At 68.8% G+C, this 20,656-nt stretch carries 20 protein-coding genes; 15 read left to right on the top strand and 5 right to left on the bottom strand.

Translation table 11 applies throughout. From position 1 onward, the window contains the following. Window positions 1-67: 67 nt before the first annotated feature. From P6144_RS15585 to P6144_RS15520, 14 genes are all read left to right on the top strand, one after another. The gene (locus P6144_RS15585; protein WP_277768720.1) at window positions 68-1,474 is read left to right on the top strand and encodes a TolC family protein; all 1,407 of its coding nucleotides are present in this window, start codon (window positions 68-70) and stop codon (window positions 1,472-1,474) included. Window positions 1,475-1,484: 10 nt separating this feature from the next. Next, complete coding sequence (locus tag P6144_RS15580; protein WP_277768719.1) at window positions 1,485-1,871, top strand: OsmC family protein; 387 nt, start codon at window positions 1,485-1,487, stop codon at window positions 1,869-1,871. A 56-nt stretch (window positions 1,872-1,927) separates the two neighbouring features. Continuing rightward, on the top strand, window positions 1,928-2,653 hold the full coding sequence (locus P6144_RS15575) for a response regulator (RefSeq protein ID WP_277768718.1): 726 nt from the start codon (window positions 1,928-1,930) through the stop codon (window positions 2,651-2,653). Further along, entirely contained in the window at window positions 2,650-3,981 is a 1,332-nt protein-coding gene (locus tag P6144_RS15570) for an ATP-binding protein (RefSeq protein ID WP_277768717.1), read from the top strand. The genes P6144_RS15575 and P6144_RS15570 overlap by 4 nt, the downstream gene beginning before the upstream one ends. A 93-nt stretch (window positions 3,982-4,074) precedes the next feature. Beyond that, the gene (locus tag P6144_RS15565) at window positions 4,075-5,472 is read left to right on the top strand and encodes an arylsulfotransferase family protein (protein WP_277768716.1); all 1,398 of its coding nucleotides are present in this window, start codon (window positions 4,075-4,077) and stop codon (window positions 5,470-5,472) included. After that, a complete protein-coding gene (locus tag P6144_RS15560; protein ID WP_277768715.1) occupies window positions 5,463-5,669 on the top strand; it encodes a hypothetical protein in 207 nt (68 codons plus the stop codon). Before P6144_RS15565 ends, P6144_RS15560 begins: the two co-directional genes overlap by 10 nt. Next, a complete protein-coding gene (locus tag P6144_RS15555; protein ID WP_277768714.1) occupies window positions 5,666-6,037 on the top strand; it encodes a hypothetical protein in 372 nt (123 codons plus the stop codon). The genes P6144_RS15560 and P6144_RS15555 overlap by 4 nt, the downstream gene beginning before the upstream one ends. Then, window positions 6,021-7,046 (top strand): sulfotransferase, encoded by a 1,026-nt coding sequence (locus P6144_RS15550; protein ID WP_277768713.1) that lies wholly within the window; start codon window positions 6,021-6,023, stop codon window positions 7,044-7,046. Before P6144_RS15555 ends, P6144_RS15550 begins: the two co-directional genes overlap by 17 nt. A gap of 302 nt (window positions 7,047-7,348) precedes the next feature. Next, window positions 7,349-8,443, top strand: a complete 1,095-nt coding sequence (locus P6144_RS15545; protein WP_277768712.1) for a Gfo/Idh/MocA family oxidoreductase — start codon at window positions 7,349-7,351, stop codon at window positions 8,441-8,443. Continuing rightward, window positions 8,440-10,653, top strand: a complete 2,214-nt coding sequence (locus tag P6144_RS15540; RefSeq protein ID WP_277768711.1) for a glycoside hydrolase family 3 N-terminal domain-containing protein — start codon at window positions 8,440-8,442, stop codon at window positions 10,651-10,653. The genes P6144_RS15545 and P6144_RS15540 overlap by 4 nt, the downstream gene beginning before the upstream one ends. After that, window positions 10,650-11,996, top strand: a complete 1,347-nt coding sequence (locus P6144_RS15535; RefSeq protein ID WP_277768710.1) for a gluconate:H+ symporter — start codon at window positions 10,650-10,652, stop codon at window positions 11,994-11,996. The genes P6144_RS15540 and P6144_RS15535 overlap by 4 nt, the downstream gene beginning before the upstream one ends. Before the next feature lie 14 nt (window positions 11,997-12,010). Beyond that, window positions 12,011-13,027 carry an SMP-30/gluconolactonase/LRE family protein gene (locus P6144_RS15530; RefSeq protein ID WP_277768709.1) on the top strand — a complete coding sequence of 339 codons (1,017 nt, stop codon included), beginning with the start codon at window positions 12,011-12,013 and terminating at the stop codon, window positions 13,025-13,027. A 29-nt stretch (window positions 13,028-13,056) separates the two neighbouring features. Further along, on the top strand, window positions 13,057-13,797 hold the full coding sequence (locus P6144_RS15525) for an NUDIX domain-containing protein (RefSeq protein ID WP_277768708.1): 741 nt from the start codon (window positions 13,057-13,059) through the stop codon (window positions 13,795-13,797). Beyond that, a complete protein-coding gene (locus tag P6144_RS15520; protein WP_277768707.1) occupies window positions 13,794-14,528 on the top strand; it encodes an extensin family protein in 735 nt (244 codons plus the stop codon). Before P6144_RS15525 ends, P6144_RS15520 begins: the two co-directional genes overlap by 4 nt. 115 nt (window positions 14,529-14,643) lie before the next feature. On the opposite strand, the gene P6144_RS15515 is transcribed toward P6144_RS15520, so the two are convergent. Next, window positions 14,644-15,195: a hypothetical protein gene (locus P6144_RS15515; protein WP_277768706.1), complete on the bottom strand. Its 552-nt coding sequence runs from the start codon at window positions 15,193-15,195 to the stop codon at window positions 14,644-14,646. Window positions 15,196-15,619: 424 nt separating this feature from the next. Between P6144_RS15515 and P6144_RS15510 the strand changes: the two genes are divergently transcribed. After that, window positions 15,620-16,186, top strand: coding sequence for a CHAP domain-containing protein (locus P6144_RS15510; protein WP_277768705.1), 567 nt, complete (start codon window positions 15,620-15,622; stop codon window positions 16,184-16,186). A 248-nt stretch (window positions 16,187-16,434) separates the two neighbouring features. Here P6144_RS15510 and msrB read toward each other — a convergent pair whose 3' ends face one another. The 4 genes from msrB to P6144_RS15490 all read right to left on the bottom strand — a co-directional run bounded on the left by msrB (window position 16,435) and on the right by P6144_RS15490 (window position 20,639). Further along, entirely contained in the window at window positions 16,435-16,914 is a 480-nt protein-coding gene (msrB, locus tag P6144_RS15505) for a peptide-methionine (R)-S-oxide reductase MsrB (RefSeq protein ID WP_277768704.1), read from the bottom strand. A 125-nt stretch (window positions 16,915-17,039) separates the two neighbouring features. Continuing rightward, window positions 17,040-18,269 (bottom strand): cytochrome P450, encoded by a 1,230-nt coding sequence (locus P6144_RS15500; protein WP_277768703.1) that lies wholly within the window; start codon window positions 18,267-18,269, stop codon window positions 17,040-17,042. Between the two features lie 208 nt (window positions 18,270-18,477). Then, window positions 18,478-19,710, bottom strand: a complete 1,233-nt coding sequence (locus P6144_RS15495) for an ABC transporter permease (protein WP_277768702.1) — start codon at window positions 19,708-19,710, stop codon at window positions 18,478-18,480. Further along, window positions 19,707-20,639: an ATP-binding cassette domain-containing protein gene (locus P6144_RS15490; protein WP_277768701.1), complete on the bottom strand. Its 933-nt coding sequence runs from the start codon at window positions 20,637-20,639 to the stop codon at window positions 19,707-19,709. Before P6144_RS15490 ends, P6144_RS15495 begins: the two co-directional genes overlap by 4 nt. Window positions 20,640-20,656 lie beyond the last annotated feature (17 nt).

Genomic DNA, 20,656 nt, shown 5'->3' with positions numbered 1-20,656 from the left:
CCCAGGGCCACCAACGACTCACTCTGTAACCCTGGGCCCCGGCTTTTGCCGGGGAACGGGAGGAGGAATGAAAATGACCTACAAGATTCTCCTCGCAACCGCTTCGGCCCTGGCGCTTGCCGCCTGCGCCGCCGGTCCCGACTATGTCGCGCCCAAGCCGCCCCAGACAGCGGCCGCCAATTTCGTCGCCGCCAGTCCGGCGGTCACCGCCGAGCCCGTGCAGGGCGATTGGTGGCGGCTCTACAATGATCCGGTGCTCGACGGGCTGGTGAACGACGCGCTCGCGGCCAACACCGATATCCGCGTCGCGGTGGCGCGGATCGAGAAGGCCCGGGCGGTGCTGCGCGGCGCCAAGGCCGATCAGCTGCCCCAGGCCAGCCTGGGCGCCGGCGCCAATTATGGCCGCCTGCCCGAGGGGCAGCGCCAGCCCGGCGCGCCGCTCAACGACTGGCAGGTCGATGCCGGCCTTAACGTCAGCTACGAGGCCGATCTGTTCGGCCGGCTGAGCCGCGGCACCGAAGCCGCGCGCGGCGATGTCGGCGCTGCGGAGGCCGATGCCGACGCGGTTCGCGTGATCGTCGCCGCCGAGACGGCACGCGCCTATGCCGATGCCGCCTCGTCCGCCGAGCGGCTGGGCGTGGCCGAGCATATCGTCCAGTTGCTCGACCAGTCGATCGAGCTGACCGAGCGCCGCCGCGGCGTAGGCCTGGCGACGCGGCTCGACACCGCCCGGATCGGCGCGCTGCGCAACCAGCGCCAGGCCGATGTGCCGACGCTGAGGGCCGCGCGCGACGCGGCGCTGTTCCGCCTCGCCACGCTTACCGGCCGCACCCCGGCCGAGCTGCCGGCGGTGGCGGGCGAGCGCAGCACCACGCTGCGCCTGAGCCAGCCGATCCCGGTGGGCGACGGTGCTGCGCTGCTTGCGCGCCGTCCCGACATCCGCGCCGCCGAGCGCCGCCTTGCCGCTGCCACCGCGCGGATCGGCGTGGCGACTGCGGACCTTTATCCGCGCATCACGCTCGGCGCCTCGGCCGGCTCGACCGGCACCGATTTCGGCGACGTGTTCGGTGCGGGGCCGCTGCGCTGGCTGGTCGGCGGGCTGATCAACTGGGCGATCAATCCGGGCCCGGCACGGGCGCGCGTCGCCGGCGCCGAAGCCGACGCCAAGGGGGCGCTCGCCAGCTTCGACGGCACGGTGCTCACGGCGCTGCAGGAGACCGAGACGGCGCTTTCCGCCTATGGCCATGCGCTCGACCGGCGCACCGCGCTCCAGGCGGCGCGCAACGAGGCGGAAGCGGCGGTCAACATCGCTCGCGCCCGCCAGCGCGAAGGCGATATCGACTCGCTGGCGCTCCTGGATGCCGAGCGCACCTTCGCCGATGCCGAGGCTGCGCTCGCCCAGGCGGATGCGTTCATCGCCGATACCCAGGTGGATCTCTTCCGGGCGCTTGGTGGCGGGTGGCAGAAGAGCTAGGCTCTTCGGCATGACCCATGCCATCGCCAGGATCGGGCGCGACGCGCCCTATGCCACCCAGATCGACTTCGGCACGCACGGGCTCGTCGCCGACGAGCCCGTAGCGCGCGGCGGCGGCGATGCCGGGCCGGCGCCCTATGAGCTGCTGCTGGGCAGCTTGGGCGCCTGCACGGCGATCACCTTGCGCATGTATGCCGAGCGCAAGGGCTGGGCAGTGGAAGGCATCGAGGTGGCGCTGTTCCTGCACGGCCAGGGCGAGACGCTGAACATCGAGCGGGTGCTGACCGTCACCGGAACCGATGCCGAGCAGAACGCGCGGCTGGCCGAGATCGCCGAGAAAACGCCGGTCACGCTCACTCTGAAAGGGGGCGTCCCGATCGCGACCAGATTCGGGTGAACTTTGTTACAACTTAACGCAACACTGTGGACGCATTTTGTCGTAGAAGCCGAAATATGCTTGCTACCGCGACTCCGGCGGACGATTCCGCCACTCTCCTCGTCGTCGATGACGATCGTGACATCCGCATGCTGCTGGCCAACAGCCTTGGCTCCCGCGGCTATCGTGTCGAGACAGCTTCCAGCACCCGCGACATGGACCAGATCCTGGCGCGCACGCCCGTCGATCTCGTCATCCTCGACGTGATGATGCCGGGTGAGGACGGGCTTTCGGCCTGTCGCCGCATCGCCCGTGCCGACGGCCCCGAGATCATTTTCCTCAGCGCGCTGGGCGAGGAGCAGGACCGGATCCTGGGCCTCGAGGTCGGCGCCGGCCATTATCTTCCCAAGCCGTGCAGCCCGCGCGAGATTCTGGCCACGGTGCGCGCTGCTCTGCGCAAGCGCGGCGCGATCGCGGCGGTGGAAAGCGGCGACGTCTATACCTTCGAGGGCTGGCGCATCGACCTGGGCAGCCATGAGCTGTTCGACCCGAACGGTGTGCTCGTAGGCCTGACCGACGGCGAGTTCGCGGTGCTGCGCGTGTTCATCGAGCGGCCGCGCCGCGTGCTGAGCCGCGAGGCGCTGCTGGCGGCGGCGCGTGGGCCGGATTCGGACGCCTATGACCGTGCGATCGACGTGCAGGTCAGCCGCCTGCGCCGTAAGCTGCGCTCGGGCGGGGACGAGATCATCCGCACCGTGCGCAACGAGGGCTATCTGTTCGTGCCAAAGGTGGTGCGCGCGTGACATTGCGCGGCCGGTTCGCCGGATCGCCGCTGTTCCTGCGCGTCTTCGCGCTGATGGTGGTCTGCGTCGCGGTGACGCAGCTGATGAACCTTGCGCTGCTGATCGCGGTACAGACGCCCACTGCGAAGCTCTATACCGTCGGCCAGGCAGTCGATGCGCTGCGCGGCAAGCCGGGCGACGAGGATTTCTCGGTCTCGACGCTCGACCATGTCGAGGAACAGCACTGGAATCCGCGCGGGGAGCGCACCGAGATCGCCATGGCCAAGGCGATGAACGTGCCGATCGAGCAGGTGTTGATCAGCTTCCCCAACCCGATCCTGACGCGTGAGAAGATCTATGACCGGGCCAGCGTGCCGCGCCCGGTGCCGCCGCCGACGGTGCAGGCGGCGCGCGACGTGATCATCACCGGCGACTTCACCGCCTATGCCCGTCGGCCTGACGGCACCTGGCTCAGCGTATCGACGATCAACGGCTTCGAGCCGTGGCGCTGGTTCGTGCTGTGGTGGCTGATCCTTTCCGCAGCGGCGGTCGCGCCCTTCGCCTGGGCGCTGGCGCACCGGCTCGCCAAGCCGATCGGCACCTTTGCCGAGGCGGCGGAGCGGCTGGGCCGTGATCCGCGCGCCGCGCCGCTCGCGATCAACGGGCCGCCCGAGATCGCCGATGCCGCCGCCGCGTTCAACCGGATGCAGGCGCGGCTCAACCGCTATGTCGACGATCGTGCCACCGTGGTCGGTGCGGTGGCGCACGATCTGCGCACGCCGCTGATGCGGCTGGGGCTCCGGCTGGAGGCCGCGCCCGACGCGCTGCGCCAGGCCTGCGAGGGCGATATCCGCGACATGGAGGCGATGATCTCCGCGACGCTCAGCTATCTGCGTGACACGACGAAGCAGGGTGTGCGCAAGCCGCTCGACTTGCGCTCGCTCGCTGAAACGGTGACCGACGACATGAGCGATCGCGGTGCGCCGGTGACGCTGGCGCCGGGCGAACCGGTGGTGGTCGAAGGCAATTCGCCGGCGTTGAAGGCGATGCTCAACAACCTGGTGACCAACGCGCTCAAATATGCCGGCAGCGCCGAGGTGTCGCTCGACCAGACCGACGGCCAGGCGATGATCGAGGTACGCGATGACGGGCCGGGCGTGCCGCCCGAGGATCTTGACCGCGTATTCGAACCCTTCTTCCGCGGCGAGAAATCGCGCAACCGCGACACTGGCGGGATCGGCCTGGGCCTGGCCAGTGCGCGGGCCGTGGCGCGCGCGCATGGCGGCGACGTCGTCATCCGCAACCGCGAGGAAGGCGGCCTCTCCGCCGTCGTTACGCTGCCGGTCTAGAATATCGCCACAAATCGGAAACCTCCCGGCGACGAACCGAAATCCCGCTGACACCCTCTCCACCATACCCTGCGCTCGAACAGCGAGGGTAATTTGCGGCGGGATCAGGACATCGAACGGGATGATGCAGGCGGCGGCGGCGCGGTGCCGTTCGCCGATAATGGGCGCGGGCTCGAGGGCGTGCTGGCACGGCCGGTGCCGCTGTGGAGCCTGGCGCTGGCGCTGCTCCTGGTGCCCGTCACCGCGATCGGCACCGGCGCGATCGTCGACGGCTGGGAGAAGTCGGGTGCGCTCGGCCGCGCGGCAATCACGCTGGCGCGGGTGCCCGACACGCTCAAGCACATGTTCCGCGGCACCGCGCCCTATTTCGGCGGCAAGTACGAGAAGCTGCCCGGCGGCTTCACCCGCGATCCCGGCTTCACCGACCCCGGCTATACGCTGATCTCGCCCTTCGATCCGGCGCGCAAGCGTTCGGTGGTGCAGGTGATGCGCCTGTCGGACGGCGCGGTGGTGCATGAGTTCGTGCCCGATGTCGATGCGGCCAACGCCGCCTCGCGCTTCACCTCGGCGCTGACCGATCTGCACCGCGACAAGAATGCTGCGCGCAACCGGCTGATGCATCCGCTGCTGCTCGCCGACGGCAGCCTGGTGCTGCACGACAGTTCGCCGCTCGCCCGCTACGACGCCTGCGGCAAGCTGCTCTGGTCGCTGGACGGCATCTTCAACCACTCGACCGAGCTTGGGCCCGACGGCAACCTGTGGGTGCCCTATCGCTACCCGGTACCGCGCGAGCCGGGGGTGAAGGCCGATTTCTGGGACGACAGTGTCGCCCAGGTCTCGACCGAAGGGAAGCTGCTCAAGGTCGACCGGGTGGCCGACATCCTCGAGCGTAACGGCCTTGCCCGGCTGTGGCGCGGGCGGCCCTATACCCAGGATCCCTTCCACCTGAACGACATCCAGCCGGCGATGGCGGACGGGCGTTTCTGGAAGAAGGGCGACCTGTTCCTGAGCCTGCGCAACCTTTCGCTGATCGCCCTGTACCGACCGGAAACCGGCAAGATCCTGTGGTGGAAGATCGGCCCGTGGCGCTTCCAGCACGACGTCAGCATCCTCGACGACCACCGCATCTCGGTGTTCGATAACAATACGCTGATGGGCTATCCCGGTGAGCGGGTGAACGGGCACAACCGACTGCTCGTCTTCGACTTCGACAGCAAGGCGACCAGCTCGCCCTGGGACAAGGGCTTCGCCGCCAACCAGATCGCCACGCGCGCCCAGGGCCGCGGCACCCCGCTGCCCGGCGGCGACGCGATGGTCGAGGAGACCGAGCAGGGCCGCCTCGTCCGCATGTCGCCCCAGGGCGCGCTGCGCTGGCGCTACATCTCCGCCGATTCCGCCGAACGGCGCATGGCCCTTAGCTGGGCGCGCTACCTCGATCCCACCAAAGATGGCCCGGCCATTCAAGCAACGGTGAACGCAAAATGTTCGTAAAAACCCTTCGTTTCCTGGCGCTTGCCCTGGCGCTCTCCGCTCCGATCGCCGCCGAGGCCTATACCGGTCCCGGGCTTGGCCTGGGTGCCGTCGGCGTTGCGCTGGGACTGGTCGGCTCGATCTTCCTCGCGATCGTCTCGGTCGTCTGGTACCCGGTCAAGAGGCTGGTGCGGCGCCTTCGCGGGCGCGCCCGGTGATCCTGGCCTTCCTCGCCATCGTCGCGGTGCTCGAGCTGGCCCGCGCCCTGCCGCTTTTCCCGGCATTCCAGGCGCTTGCCGACTGCAGCCGGCACGCCACCCGGCTGCTCGCCCGGCGAGGCGTTTCGGAGTGGGGCAAGGAGCGGGCGCTCCGGATCCTTTCGGGCCGGATGTTCATGCGCTCGCTGCGGGCCGGGGGCCTGTTGCTGGCGACCGCTTCGCCCCTGCTGGCCCTGCTGGTTCTGGACGCCTTCCGTCCCGAAATTAGCGGCATCCAGACGGACTGGACCTCGAAGTTGGCGCTGATGCCATTCACGCTCGCCTATGCGGCGCTCCGCTGGCAGGTTCGGCGTGTACAGCGGGGCTGACAAGCTCCTCCACCGCATCGCTCTGGGCACGCCCGCCCTGCTCGAAGCGACGTTCGACATCGAACGCGCCGTCCATGGCAAGCGGCTGAAAGACATCGAGATTCGCCGGCCGGTGTTCATCACCGGGCTGGCGCGCGCCGGCACCTCGATCCTCACCCGGCTGCTCCACGCCGGCGGCAGCTTCGCCGCGCCCTCATACCGCGACCTTCCGTTTCCACTTGCACCGAACGGCTGGGCAAGGCTGGGCGGCAAGCGGCACGTCGAGGCCCGGGAACGCGGGCATGGCGACGGCTTGACCCATGATCTCGACAGTCCGGAGGCGATCGAGGAGGTTTTCTGGCGGGTTCTGGAGGGCAATCGCTACCTGAAGCGCGACGGATTGGCGCCGGTGCCGCCCCAGCCGGAGACGCTCGCCGCGTTCCGCGACTATGTGCGTCTGGTGCTGCTGCGCCACGGCGGCGCCCGCTATCTGTCGAAGAACAATAACAATGTTCTGCGGCTGGAAGGCATTGTGGCGAGCTTTGGCGACGCGGTTCTGGTCCATCCATTCCGCGAACCGTTGCAGCAGGCGCTTTCGCTGCTTTCGCAGCACCGCCGGGCGACGGCGCTGGCCGAGAGCGAGCCGTTCCGCCGGCAGTTCATGACCTGGCTCGGCCATCACGAGTTCGGCGCCGACCGCCGGCCCTTCCTGTTCGACGGCGCGCCGGCGATCGGCGAGGACGCGATGCGCGTCGATTACTGGCTGAAGCTGTGGGACGCGGTCTATCGCGCGCTGCTCGCCGCGCCGGGCGCGGTGCAGGAGCGCCAGCTGTTCCTCGACTATGACATGCTGTGCGCCGAGCCGCGCACCTATGGCCCCAGGCTGGCGGTGATGGTGGAGGCGCCGATCGACTCCACCGGCCTGCGCGCGCCCGATCCGCGCCACGCCGAGGCCGACCCCGCGCTGCTGGCCCGGGTAGCGGAGACGCATGCGCGGCTGAAGGCGCGGTTCCGCGGGGCGCTGGGGTAGGGAGCGGATACCACGGGAAAGCCCTCCCCCTTGATGGGGGAGGGTTGGGTGGGGGTGACCTCTCCACGAGCGATACCGTTTGAGGCGCGTTCACCCTCATCCCTCCCACTGCCTTCGGCAGCGGGCCCCTCCCTTCTCCCATCAAGGGAGAAGGGGTGTCAGGGCATACGGCTAGTCGAGAAGAGCGGCTGGTCCATCTCCCTCATCCATGATAGCGCTAACGCAATCGAACGGCGGGGAACGCGCCGGCGACAGGGCTTGGGCTTTTCGCTTTCGGAAAGAGGGACCGGGCAATGGAGAGGATGGGGACGCGCCGCGAGATGCTGGGCGCGATCGGTGCTGGGCTGGCCGCGGGGGCGCTGCCGCTTCCGGCCTGGGCGCAGGGCAAGCGCAAGCTGGGCTATGCGATCGTCGGGCTGGGCAATTACGCGACCAACCAGATATTGCCGCGGATCGCCGAGTGCGAATTCGCCGAGCTGAAGGCGCTGGTGAGCGGCACGCCCGCCAAGCTGGAGAAGTTCGGCGCGCAATATGGCGTGCCCAGGACCCATTGGTACGATTACCAGAGCTATGACCGGATCAAGGACAATCCGGACATCGACCTGGTCTATGTCGTGCTGCCCAACAGCATGCATGCCGAATATTCGATCCGTGCGAGCCGGGCGGGCAAGCATGTGCTGTGCGAGAAGCCGATGGCGGTCTCGTCCACCGAAGCCGAGGCGATGATCGCGGCGGCGGCCGGGGCGAAGCGCAAGCTGATGATCGGCTATCGCTGCCATTTCGAGCCGTACAACCTCCATGCCGTATCGCTGGTGAAATCGGGGTTCGTCGGTCGCCCGACCCTGATCACCGCCGAGCATGGCTTCTACGCCCAGCCGGGGCAGTGGCGGCTCGACCGGCCCTATTCGGGCGGCGGATCGCTGATGGACATCGGCATCTACAGCCTGAACGCGGCGCGCTACCTGGCGGGCGAGGAGCCCGTGCTGATCAGCGCGATGGAATTCACCGACAAGAGCGATCCGCGCTTCCGCACCGTGGAGGACCGGATCGACTGGCAGATGCAGTTCCCGTCCGGACTGATCGCCAATTGCGTGTCGAGCTATTCCTCCGGCCACAATGCCTATCGCGTGACCGGGACCAAGGGCTGGGTGGGGATGGAGCCGGCCACGCCCTATCAGGGGCACCAGATGTGGACCCGGGCGAACGGCAAGACCGAGCAGGTCAGCTTGCCGGCGCCGGCCAAGAACCAGTTCGTCGCGCAGCTCGACCATCTGGCGGAAAGCGTGCTGACCGGCATTCCGCTGCGCGCATCGGGCGAGGAGGGGTTGCGCGACATGCGGCTGATCGAGGCGATCTACCGCTCGGCGCGCGAGGGCCGGGCGATCAAGCTCGCATGAAGCGGCGCGAAATGATCCAGGCGAGCGCGCTGCTCGCCGCTTCGGCCTGGGCGCCGGCCGGGTTCGCGCGGGGCATGCCGCAGGACCACGAGGCGCGCATCCGCGAGCTGATCGGCAAGATGACGCTGGCCGAGAAGCTGGGACAGATGACCCAGATTCCGGGCGGGCGGCAAAAGGCGCTCAATTCCAAGCTCGATGCGGCAATGCTCGATCGGGTGCGGCGCGGCGAGGTCGGCTCGTTCCTGCACGTCGCCGGTGCCGCTGCGCTGCGCGATCTGCAGCGCGTCGCTGTCGAGGAATCGCGGCTAAGGATTCCGCTGCTGTTCGCGATGGACGTGATCCATGGCTATCGCACGATCGTGCCGGTGCCGCTGGCGCTGGCGGCGAGCTGGGACCTGGACGCGGCGGAGCAGGCGGCGCGGCTGGCGGCGGAGGAGGCCTGGGCGGCGGGACTGCACTGGACCTTCACCCCGATGGTCGACATCGCGCGCGACGCGCGCTGGGGCCGGGTGGTCGAGGGCGCGGGCGAGGACCCCTATCTGGGCAGCCGCATGGCCGAGGCGCAGATCCGCGGCTTCCAGGGGGCGGACCTCGGCACGGGCAGGCGCGTGCTCGCCTGCGCCAAGCATTTCGCCGGCTATGGCGCGGCCGAGGGCGGGCGCGACTATGACGGCGCCGAGCTGAGCGCGCGGACGCTGCACGAAGTCTATCTGCCGCCCTTCCATGCCGCGATGCGCGCGGGCGCAGCGACGATGATGACGGCGTTCAACAGCGTCGGCGGGGTACCGATGACTGCCAATGCCGAACTGGTGCGCGGCGAGCTGCGCGGGCGCTGGGGCTATGACGGGCTGATCGTCAGCGACTGGAATGCGATTGTCGAGCTGATCAACCACGGCGTGGCCGCGACGCCGGCCGAGGCGGCGGCGCTGGCGCTGCGCGCGGGCATCGACATGGACATGGCGAGCGGAACCTACGCCGCGCATCTGGGCGATGCGGTGGCTGCCGATCCTTCGCTGGTGGCGCTGGTGGACGGAGCGGTGGCGCGCATCCTGACCGCCAAGGCACGGCTGGGGCTGTTCGACGATCCCTATGGCTTCGGCGATCCCGCCGCCGAGCAGAAGCCGCTCGCGCGCGCGCTGGCCGGCGAGCTGGCGCGGCGATCGATCGTGCTGCTGCGGAACGAAGGCGCGTTGCTGCCGCTCAGGCCAGGGCGGGCGCGCGCGCTGATCGGGGCGCTGGCGGCCGATGCCTCCTCCGCGCTTGGCTCGTGGCGGGGCAGGGGGCAGGCGACCGATGTGTGGACGCTCCAGGCCGCGCTCGAAGGGAAGGTCGCGGGCTATGCGCCGGGCACCGACATCGCCGAGGCGGTGGCGTTGGCCGGGCGCGTGGACGAAGTGATCCTGGTGATCGGCGAGGATTACGACCTGTCGGGCGAGGCGCGCAGCCGTGCCGACATCGGGCTGCCGGGCAGCCAGGCTGCGCTGGTCGACGCGCTGAAGGCGACAGGCAAGCCGATTATCGTCGTACTGATGAACGGACGGCCGCTCGCGCTCGAGAAGGTGCTGGAGGGCGTGCCCGCGGTGCTCGAGACCTGGTTCCTCGGCATCCAGTCCGGACCGGCGATCGTGGAGGTGCTGACCGGGGCGGCGAGCCCCGGCGGCAAGCTGCCGATCGGTTTCCCGCGCACGACCGGGCAGGTGCCGATGAGCTATGCGCACGCGCCGACCGGGCGGCCGGCCAATCCGGACCTGGCGGTGGATAGCGCGCGCTACCGCGACGTGGGAATCGGGGCGCTGTTCCCGTTCGGGCATGGGCTGAGCTACGCGCGGTTCGACTATGGGCCGTTGGTGGTCGAGGGCATGCGGGTGAGCGTGGCGGTGACCAATGCGGGCAGCGTGGCGGGCGACGAGGTGGTGCAGCTCTATGTGCGCGATCCGGTCGCTTCGGTGGCGCGGCCGGTGATGGAATTGCGCGGATTCCTGCGGGTGACGCTCAAGCCCGGCGAGACGCGGCGCGTGACCTTCGAGCTCAGTCCAGCGCAGTTCGGCTTCTGGCGCGACGGCAAGTGGATCGTCGAGCCCGGCGAGATCCAGCTGATGGTCGGCAGCTCCTCGGCCGATATCCGCCAGCGCGGGAGCCTGAAGATCGCGAAGGGAAGCACCGGCAGCGTGCCGGCGGCGTCGATCGAGACCCGGACCGCGGTCCTGTGATCGCCGAACCCTGGCATACGTTGCTGATCGTCGGGCTGAGCATCGCGGCGGTGGTCCTGCTGGTGCTCAAGGTGAAGCTGCAGCCCTTCGTCGCGCTGCTGCTGGTGGCCTTGTGCACCGGCCTTGCCTTTGGCGGCGATCCGCAGGCGGTGATCGCGGCGGTGCGCAAGGGGACGGGCGAGGCGCTCGGTTTCGTCGCGGTGGTGATCGGGCTGGGCGCGGTGCTGGGCGGGCTGCTCGAGGCATCGGGCGGGGTGCGCGCGATCGCGCTGCGGCTGCTGGGGGCGTTTGGCGAGAAGCGCATCCCCTGGGCGCTGACGGCGATCGGCATCATCGTTGGCGTGCCCCTGTTCTTCGACGTCGCCTTCATCATCCTGGCGCCGCTGATCGCCACGTTGGCGGTGCGTGCCGAGCGGCGGGTGGTGTTCTTCGCGCTGCCGGTGCTGGCCGGGCTGATGACGATGCATGCGCTGGTGCCGCCGCATCCGGGGCCGGTGGCGGTCGCCGAGCTGCTCCACACCGATTACGGGCTGCTGGCATTCTACGGGCTGGTCTGCGGGATACCGGCGGCGATCCTGGCCGGCCCGGTGTTCGCGCGGCTGGCGCATGGGCGCCCGGGCTGGGGAGACACGCTGCCGCCGCCGATGCTCGACGAAGGCGCGCCGCAGACCGATCCGATCGGCTTCTGGCCGGCGCTGGCGGCGATGCTGGTGCCGCTCGGGCTGATCCTGGCCGCGGCGGTGGCGGGGCAGGCGCTGGCGGCGGGGCCGGTGAAGCAGGCGCTGCTGTTCATCGGACATCCGTTCACCGCGCTGATCCTGACCGTGCTGTGCGTGGCGGCGTGGCTGCGCTTCCGGGTCGACGCGCCGCTGCCGGTGATCTCCGACATTATGACGCGGGCGCTGGGGCCGGCGGGGGTGATGGTGCTCGTGGTCGGCGCGGGCGCGGCGTACAAGGAAGTGCTGATCGAGAGCGGGGCGGGGCAGCAGGTGACTGCGGCGGTGGCGGCGGCGCAGGTATCGGTGCCGGTCTTCGCCTTCCTGCTCGCGGCGTTCGTGCGGGTGGCGCAGGGATCGGCGACGGTGGCGATGGTCACCGCGGCGGGGCTGGCTTCGCCGCTGATCGCGGCAGCCGGATTGTCGCCGGGCCGGATCGCGCTGGTGACGGTGGTGATCGGCGCGGGGGCGACGGTGGCGAGCCATGTCAACGACACCGGCTTCTGGCTGGTGAAGCAATATCTCGGGCTGAGCGAGGCGCAGACCTTCCGCAGCTGGACGCTGTGCGCCACGATCGCGGGCGCGGCGATATTCGCGGTGGCGCTGCTGCTATGGCCGTTTGCATGACGGAGAGGACGAACATGACCCTGACGACGCGCCGGAGCCTGCTGGCCGGCATGGCTGCGCTGCCCTTTGTCCCCGGTGTGGCGCTGGGCGAAGCGGTGGGCGGGATCACCCGCTTCGACCCGGCGCTCGACGCGCTGATCGATGCGGCCAGCCCGATCGAAGTGATCGCGACCGGCTATAGATGGGCCGAGGGGCCGGTGTGGGTGAAGCAGGGCGGGTATCTGCTCTTCTCCGACGTGCCGGCGAACGTCGCGCATCGCTGGAAGGCGGGAGAGGGGGCGAAGCCGTTCCTGTCGCCCTCGGGGTTGGCCGGGGCCATCCCTGCCGGCATCCGTGAGGCGGGGTCGAACGGGATGGTGATCGATGCGCAGGGCGGCCTGCTGATGGCCGATTCGGGGACGCGGGCGATCGCGCGGGTGGACCTGGCGACGAAGCAGAAGACGATCGTCGTCGACAGCTTCGAGGGGAAGAAGTTCAACAGCTGCAACGACCTGGCGATCGGGCGGGGCGGGATGATCTACTTCACCGATCCGCCCTATGGGCTCGCCGACGGCGATGCCTCGCCGCTCAAGCAGCTTCCCTTCAATGGGGTGTACCGGGTCAATGCCGATGGCAGCGAGGTCTCGCTGATCGACAAGAGCCTCACGCGCCCGAACGGCATCGGCGTGTCGCCCGGGATGGACCGGCTCTATGTCAGCCAGTCCGATCCCGATGCCGCCAGGATCTTCACCTGCGAGCTGGCCGCGGATGGCTCGGCAAGCTCGGAGCTGGTGCCGTTCGTCGATTTCTCCGCCGAGGTTTCGCAGAAGCTGCCGGGGCTGCCCGACGGGCTGAAGGTGGCGAAGAGCGGGCATCTGTTCGCGAGCGGGCCGGGCGGGATCTACGTGCTCGCGCCCGACGGCAGGAAGCTCGGGCGGATCGCCACCGGCAAGGCGGCGGCGAATTGCTGCTTCGGCGAGGACGGGCGGACGCTGTTCATCACCTCGTCGGACAGCGTGTGCCGGGTGCGGCTCAAGGCTTCGGGCTGGTGAGTTCGGCCGGGCGGCCCTAGACCGGGCGCATGGCAGACCAAGAGGCGATTCCCGCGGCGACCGTGATCGTGATGCGCGAGCGGAGCGGCGTGCCCGAGCTGCTGATGGTCGAGCGCGCCGCGGCGATGTCGTTCGCGGGCGGGGCGCTGGTCTTTCCCGGCGGGCGCGTCGATCCGGGCGACCTGGCGCTGGCCGAGCTGCATGGCGGCGACCCAGACGAGAGCGCCGCGCGCATCGCCGCGATCCGCGAGACGCTGGAGGAAGCGGGCGTCGCGATCGGGCTGGCGCCGGCGGGCAGGATGCTGGCGATGCGCGAGCGGCTCTATGCCGGCGAGCCGATGGGCGAGCTGCTCAAGGAGGCAGGCGCGGCGCTGGCGCTCGACGCGCTGGTGCCCTTCGCGCGCTGGCTGCCGCACGGGCTGAAGCACAAGGTGTTCGACACGCGCTTCTACCTGGCCCGCGCCCCCGACAATGCCGAGCCGCTGGTCGACGGCAACGAGAATGTCCGCGTGTTCTGGGCGAGCGCGCGCGCGGTGCTGGCGATGGCCGAGCGCGGCGAGGCGCATCTGATCTTCCCGACCCGGCGCAACCTGGAGCGGCTGGCGCTCTTCGCGAAGTTCGACGATGCGGTGGCCGACGCCCGGGCGCATCCGGTGCGCACCGTCACTCCCTGGATCGAGACGCGCGACGGCGTGGAATATCTCTGCATCCCCGATGACCTGGGCTATCCGGTGACGGCGCAGCGGCTGGACGAGGCCGTGCGGATATGAAGCAGGTGCGGCGGGCGATCCTCGCCACGCTGATCGCCGCCATCCTGCTGATCGCGCTGCTGCTCGGCTACGCGGTGCTGCGCAACCGGCCGCAGGACCTGCCCTGGACCCGGCTCGACCTGAGCCAGCCGATCGGCATGTTCACCGGACGCAAGCTCGCCGGACTGCGCGATGACTATGCCGAATGCCGGGTGCTGCTGCGCTCGGCCGGGGTGCGCTACACGGTGCTGCCGCAAGTGACGGGGAACGATCCGCAATGCGGCTATGCCGACGGCGTGCGCTTCGCGCCCGGTGGATCGCGCGGCATCGCCTATAGCCCGGCCAATCTCGGCACCGCCTGCCCGGTGGCGGCGGCGCTGTCGGTCTGGGAGTGGGAAATCCTCCAGCCTGCCGCGCAGAAGCGTTTCGGCCAGGCGGTGGTGCAGATCGAGCATCTCGGCAGCTATTCGTGCCGCCGCATGTACGGCCGCAGCGCCGGCGACTGGAGCGAGCATGCGACCGCGAATGCGATCGACGTGGCGGCGTTCCGGCTGGCGGACGGCACGAGGATCAGCGTGCTCAAGGACTGGGACGAAGGCGGCGACAAGGCCGGCTTCCTGCGCGAGGTGCGCACCGGCGCGTGCAAGCTGTTCTCGACGGTGCTCTCGCCCGACTACAACGCGGCGCACCGGGATCACCTGCACCTCGACGAGGCAGCGCGGGGGGAGATGGGATGGCGGGCGTGCAGGTGATGCCCGCCGCCGCGCCCATTTCCGTCATGGAAGGGTGGAAGGGCGGGGACGGAGCCGCGCGTTCAGGCCCGCCCCTAGCCCCTCCCGCAAGCGGGAGGGGAATTGGGAGCTGCCGTCAGTTCGGCAGGGCGGCCGAGTCGACCTTTTCCACCCAGGCCGGGTAGAAGCTCGGCTGGCGGTTTGACCAGCCCGAGGCCGTCGCGGCGGCTTCGCTGATCGACTGGAGCAGCTTGCGGCGCAGGTCCGGGTGGAGGTGCGGCAGCGCCGCCGCGGCGCAGAAGGCCGAGGGGAGCCAGGGGCGCACTTCGGCGCCGATCAGCCGCTCGTAGAGGAAGCGGAAGGAAGAGAAGCTGGTGAGGCGGCCCTGGCCGAGATCGAAGGCGGCGATGGCGATCAGCGGCGCCATGAACGGCTCGATCGAATCGAGGTCGCTGTCTTCGGGCATCAGTGCGCGGACTTCGTGGAGGCGGTCGTAGATGCGCGACTGGGCGCGGATGCTGGCGGCTTCGACTACGTCGCGCGACCAGCGGAGCATGGCATCTTCGCGCTCGAGCCCGATATCGAGCGAGCGGCGGATGTAGCGCTGCGTCGCTGCGCTGAACCCCGCGAATTCCTTCATTTCGGCCAGCGTCATCGCGCCTTCTGCCGGTTTAGCCCTTGCTCCCATCGTTCAATACTCCCACCCCAATAATGACCCTCCGAGATCGATACTGCGCCCATATGGTTAACGAGGCGCTGAATCTTTCGTCGTCCCCTGTTCATTATAGGAAACTATGTGATTCCGCGGCGCAACATGGATGCGACGAACGGAGGTCCCACTTGTGGAAAACCTCGCCGCCTGATGCACTTGCGCACGGAAATTGCCCATGGAGGGCGTTTCCGGGTCCGGGTTTGCACGGAGGCGTTTCGGCGAATTGCCGCTTTGCACAAGGCGCGCGGGGCCGGGGTTCCCCCTGTTTCGGGGCTATTTCGGCAAGTCATCGGCTCGTCGCAACGGTTCGTCCCATCGGCCGGCCGCAGGGGTGTACTTCGGTCCTATAGTTTGGTCAGTCGCAGTCACACCGATTGCTCTCTTCCTGACCGGGGGGTCCATGAATTTCCGTGTTCTCGCAGCGCGTTTCGCGCTGATGGCGCTTTGCACCCTGATGGCGGCGGCCCCGCAGGCCGCTTCGGCCAAGGGCCGTACCTTCTGGCAGTGCGCGCCGTTCGCCCGCGAGGTTTCGGGCGTGGACATCCACGGCAATGCCTGGACCTGGTGGAACCAGGCCGCCGGCCGCTACCAGCGTGGCGAGACCCCGAAGATCGGCTCGGTCATGTCGTTCCAGCGCACTGCCCGCATGCCGCTCGGCCATGTCGCGATGGTCTCGCAGATCGTCAGCGAGCGCGAAGTCCTGCTCACCCATGCCAACTGGTCGCGTGCCGGCGGCATCGAGCGCAACGTCCGCGCCGTCGACGTATCGGCGGCGGGTGACTGGAGCGAAGTGAAGGTGTGGTTCGCGCCGATGGGCGGCCTCGGCACCTCGGTCTATCCGGTCAACGGCTTCATCTATTCGGGCGGCGTGCCGCGCGATCTGGACGACGACTTCAAGCCTTCGCTCGATCTCGACCTGAGCGACCTGGTGATGGAGAATGTCGCGAACAGCGCCGACGCGGGCTGAGTTTTCCGCTCAGGTTTGAGGAAGGGCCCGGCTTCGTCCGGGCTTTTTCTTATGTGGTGCCCGGCGCCCCCGCGACGCGTCGATTCAATCCCTCTCCGTCATGCTGAACTTGTTTCAGCATCCAAGGCGTCGCGAAGGCTATCGCTCGTGGAGGGTTGGACCCTGAAACAAGTTCAGGGTGACGCTGGGGCTTGTACAAATGGTGGGGAAGGAGCCGGCCGAGATCCCGGCTTTCGCCGGGATGACGGCTATTTGGCCGCGAACCCCAGCGCCACGCCGTTCATGCAATAGCGCTTGCCGGTGGGGCGGGGGCCGTCGTCGAAGACATGGCCGAGATGGCCGCCGCAGCGGCGGCAGAGCACTTCGGTGCGGCGCATGCCGAGGCTGGTGTCGCTGCGGGTGACGACGGCGTTGGGCAATGGCTGCCAGAAGCTCGGCCAGCCGGTGCCGCTGTCGAACTTGGTCGCCGAGCTGAACAGCGGCAGCGCGCAGCCGGCGCAGGTGAAGGTGCCGGCGCGGTGCTCCTTGTTGAGCGGGCTGGTGAAGGCATATTCGGTCGCGCCCTGGCGCAGCACGCGATAGGCCTGCGGGCTCAACCGCTTCCGCCATTCGGCATCGCTGAGGGTGAACTCGAACTTCTGCGCCGCCTCGGCCGGGCCGCCGCCGCACGCCGCGGTGAGCGCACCGAGCCCGGCGATCGTGAGGAAGCTGCGGCGGTTGGTTTCCATGCGGGGAATGTGGGGAGTGGAGGCATCGGCGTCCAGTCCCGTCATCCCGGCGAAAGCCGGGATCTCAGGCGATGGCGGGAAAAGAGCCGCACGAGATCCCGGCTTTCGCCGGGATGACGATTGGCTCAATAGCGCGACAGCTCCACTGCCATCTTCCTGTAGCCATGGACGAAGCAGGCGGCCACGCGTTCGGGCTCACGCAGAACGTTCACGCGCAAGCGGCGCCTGGCCATTTCCTCCATCAGGATGCCGATCTGCAATTCGGCGAGGCGCGCGCCGACGCAGCGATGGATGCCGTGGCCGAAGGCGAGGTGGCGGCGAGCATTGTCGCGATCGACAAGGATCCGGTCGGCCTGTGCGAAGACGCTCTCGTCGCGATTGGCCGAGAGATACCAGAGCGCCAGCTTGTCGCCCGCGCGGATTCGGTGGCCGTCCAGCTCGGTATCCTGCGTCGCGGTGCGGCGCATATGGGCGAGCGGGGTCTGCCAGCGGATGATCTCCTGCGTGGCATTGCCGATCAGGCCGGGATCGGCCTCCAGCCGGGCGCGCGCATCGGGGAACTGCTCGAGCCCCCAGGCATAGGCGCTCATCGAGTTGCGCGTGGTATCGTTGCCGCCGACGATCAGCAGGATCAGGTTCCCGAGGAACTCCATCTGATCCATGTGATTCATCGCGTCCGAATGGATCATCATCGAGATCAGGTCCGGCGTCGGCTCCTTGCCGAGCTTGCCCTGCCAGAGATTGCCGAAATAGGCGGCGCATTCGAACAGGATGTCGCGGCGCTGCTGCTTGCGTACCGGATCCTTGGCGATCTCGATGTCGCCGGCCCAGTCCGACCAGTAGGTGAGCTTGCGGCGTTCCTCCCAGGGAAAGTCGAACAGCAAGGCAAGCATCTGGGTGGTGAGCTCGATCGAGACGCGATCGACCCAGTCGAACTCCTCGCCCACCGGCAGCGAATCGAGGATCTCGGCGGTGCGGGTGCGGATGTTTTCGGTCATCCGCGCCATCTCGCTCGGCGTGAAGGCGGGGGCGACGGTGCGGCGCTGATCGGTGTGCTTCGGCCGGTCCATCGCGATGAACATCGGCATCTTGATGTCGCCTTCCTGCATGTCGGCGATGGTGATGCCGCCGGCTTCGGACGAGAAGATCTCGGGCAGCGACTCGACCTGGACGATCGGCTTGTAGGTGGCGATCGACCAGAAGGGACCGAAGGCGGTGTCTTCGTGATAGTGGATGCCGCCAGCGGCGCGCAGCGCGCGGAAAGGCGCGTGCCAGAGGTCGTCGCGGTAGAGCTCGGGCCGGCTGACGTCGAGCGGATCGACGGCGCTGCCGGTTTCGGGTGCGAGGGTCGCCATGCTGCCTCTCCTGGCTTTTGGTGCAGGAGACGCCTAATTTACAGGTGTGTCAATAGTGGCGCTGGGGCGACAGCGTTCCAGGATCGTCATCCCCGCGAAGGCGGGGATCTATTGTCGCCAAAGGCAGTGAGGCTCATGTCGATCAGCCAGAATGGATCCCCGCCTTCGCGGGGATGACGGCGATGGAGGTGTGCCACCCTTCCAATCTTCACGCCGCCGCCTCGATCTTGGTCCTGCGCTTGGGGCTGCCCGACTTGAGCACGCCGCGGCGGAACCAGCGGGCGCCGAGGGTGATGATCACCGCGACCCACAAGGCCTGCCAGGCGAGCGCGAGCAGATGCGGCCAGATTGCCGGCGAGCTGCCCGCCATGCCGATCATCGCGAAGGGCGAGCTGAACGGGAAGAGCTGCGCCGCGGTGGCGATCCAGCTGTCCGGCCGGGTCGCCGCGCCAAGCGCCAGGCCGAACATCATCATCTGGAAGATGGTGATCGGCAGCGACAGCATCTGCAGTTCGCGCTGGGTGGAAGTCTGCGCGCCGATGCTGAGGAACATCGCGCCGAGCAGCATATAGGCCATGGTGAAGTAGAGGATGAACAGCACCGCATAGACTGGCGCGCCGATCGCGGCGACCAGGCTGGGGAAGCTGCCGGCGACTTCGGGCGGCAGCAGCCTGGTGGCGTTGATGATGATCGTCGCCCAGAACAGCACGAACAGCACCGCGGCGCCGAACATGCCGATCAGCTTGCCGAAGAACACGCTTTCGAGCGGCACGGCGGCGGCGAGGATCTCGATCACCTTGTTCGAGCGCTCCTCGGCCATGGTGCCGACCGCCTGGCCCGAGAGGAACAGCGTGATGAAGAACATCGCGAACACGCCGATCGAGGCGGCCTGGCCGCGCCCGCCGGGCGACGCCTGGCCGCGCTTGACCACGGTCTGGGTGACGGTGGCGAGCGGCTCGGCGCTGCCGATCCGCTGGGCGCGCAGCGTCTGCTCGGCGAGTTGCGAGAGGAACTGCGCCTCGCTCCAGCCGCGCCGGGCATAGAGCACCTCGGGCTTGTCGAGCGGGCCGAGCAGCACCGCGGCGGCGTCGAACTTCTCATTGTCGAAAAAGGCGCGGGCCTGGGCCGCAGGATCGCCGGTGGGTTCGGCGATGGTGAGCGGCGGCGGTGTGAGGTCGCCCTTCTTGGGGAAGAGCTTGCGCAGCTGCTTGTCGGTCTCGAGCAGCACCGGCGCCTGGCTCTGGGGCGCGATCACCACCATCTTCATCTGCGAATCGTCGCCGACGATCGACTGGGCGCCGATCCCGCCGACCGTGCCGAAGCCGATCATCAGCACCGGGGCGAGCAGGAAGAGCAGGAAGGTGGGCGTGAACACCGTGGCGGTGAAATCGCGGCGGGCGACGGTGAGCGCCTGGCGCAGGGTGCGCGCGAAACCGGTCATGCCGCCTGCTCCTGATCCTGATCCTTGAGGGCGTCCTCGCCGACGATCCTGACGAACGCGTCGTGCAGGCCGGGGCGCTCGATCGACAGGCCCGAGACGCCGTAGCCGCCGTCGATCAGCTTGACGAGCAGCGCCTCGATGCCGTTGGCGGGCAGGGTGAAGCGCCAGCCATCGCCTTCGCGCACCGCATCGGCGGGAAGCAGGCTGCCGGCGCCCTCGACATTGTGGTGCGGGGTGTAATGCGCCTTCATCGGCAGCGTGGCGCGGGCGTCGTTTACGGTGCCTTCGAAACGGACCTTGCCGCCGGCGATGATCGAGAGGCGGTCGCACAGCCGCTCGGCATGCGCCATGACATGGGTGGAGAAGAGGATCGTCGCGCCGCGATCGCGCTCGGCGCGGATCAGCTTTTCGAGCTTCTCCTGGTTGACCGGGTCGAGGCCCGAGAACGGCTCGTCGAGGACGAGAAGATCGGGTTCATGGACGACCGAGCCCAGCAGCTGGACGAGCTGGGCCATGCCCTTGGAGAGCTTGCGGATCTTCTCGTCCTTGGCGTGGCCGAGCCCGGCATTCTCGAGCAGCGTGTCGGCGCGCTTGCGCCCCGTCGCCCAGGGCAGGCCGCGCAGCGCGCCCATGAAGGCGATCGCCTCGCGGCACTTCATGTTGGGATAGAGGCCGCGCTCCTCGGGGAGATAGCCGACCAGGTCGCTGGCGTCGCGCGGGTGCGACTGGCCGAGCATGGTGCGCTCGCCCGCGTCGGGCTCGATGATGCCGAGCAGCATGCGCAAGGTGGTGGTCTTGCCCGCGCCGTTCGGGCCGAGCACGCCGTACACCAGCCCCTTGGGCACTGCGATGTTCACGCCGTCAACCACGCGCCGCTCGCCGAAATATTTGACGAGCCCGCGGGCGCTTACCGCCAATTCGCTGGACAAATCGGAGTCCCTCCCTT

This window comes from Sphingomonas sp. HITSZ_GF (assembly GCF_029543155.1).
GTDB lineage: Bacteria > Pseudomonadota > Alphaproteobacteria > Sphingomonadales > Sphingomonadaceae > Sphingomonas.
This window is presented reverse-complemented; position numbering and strand designations above follow the sequence as displayed.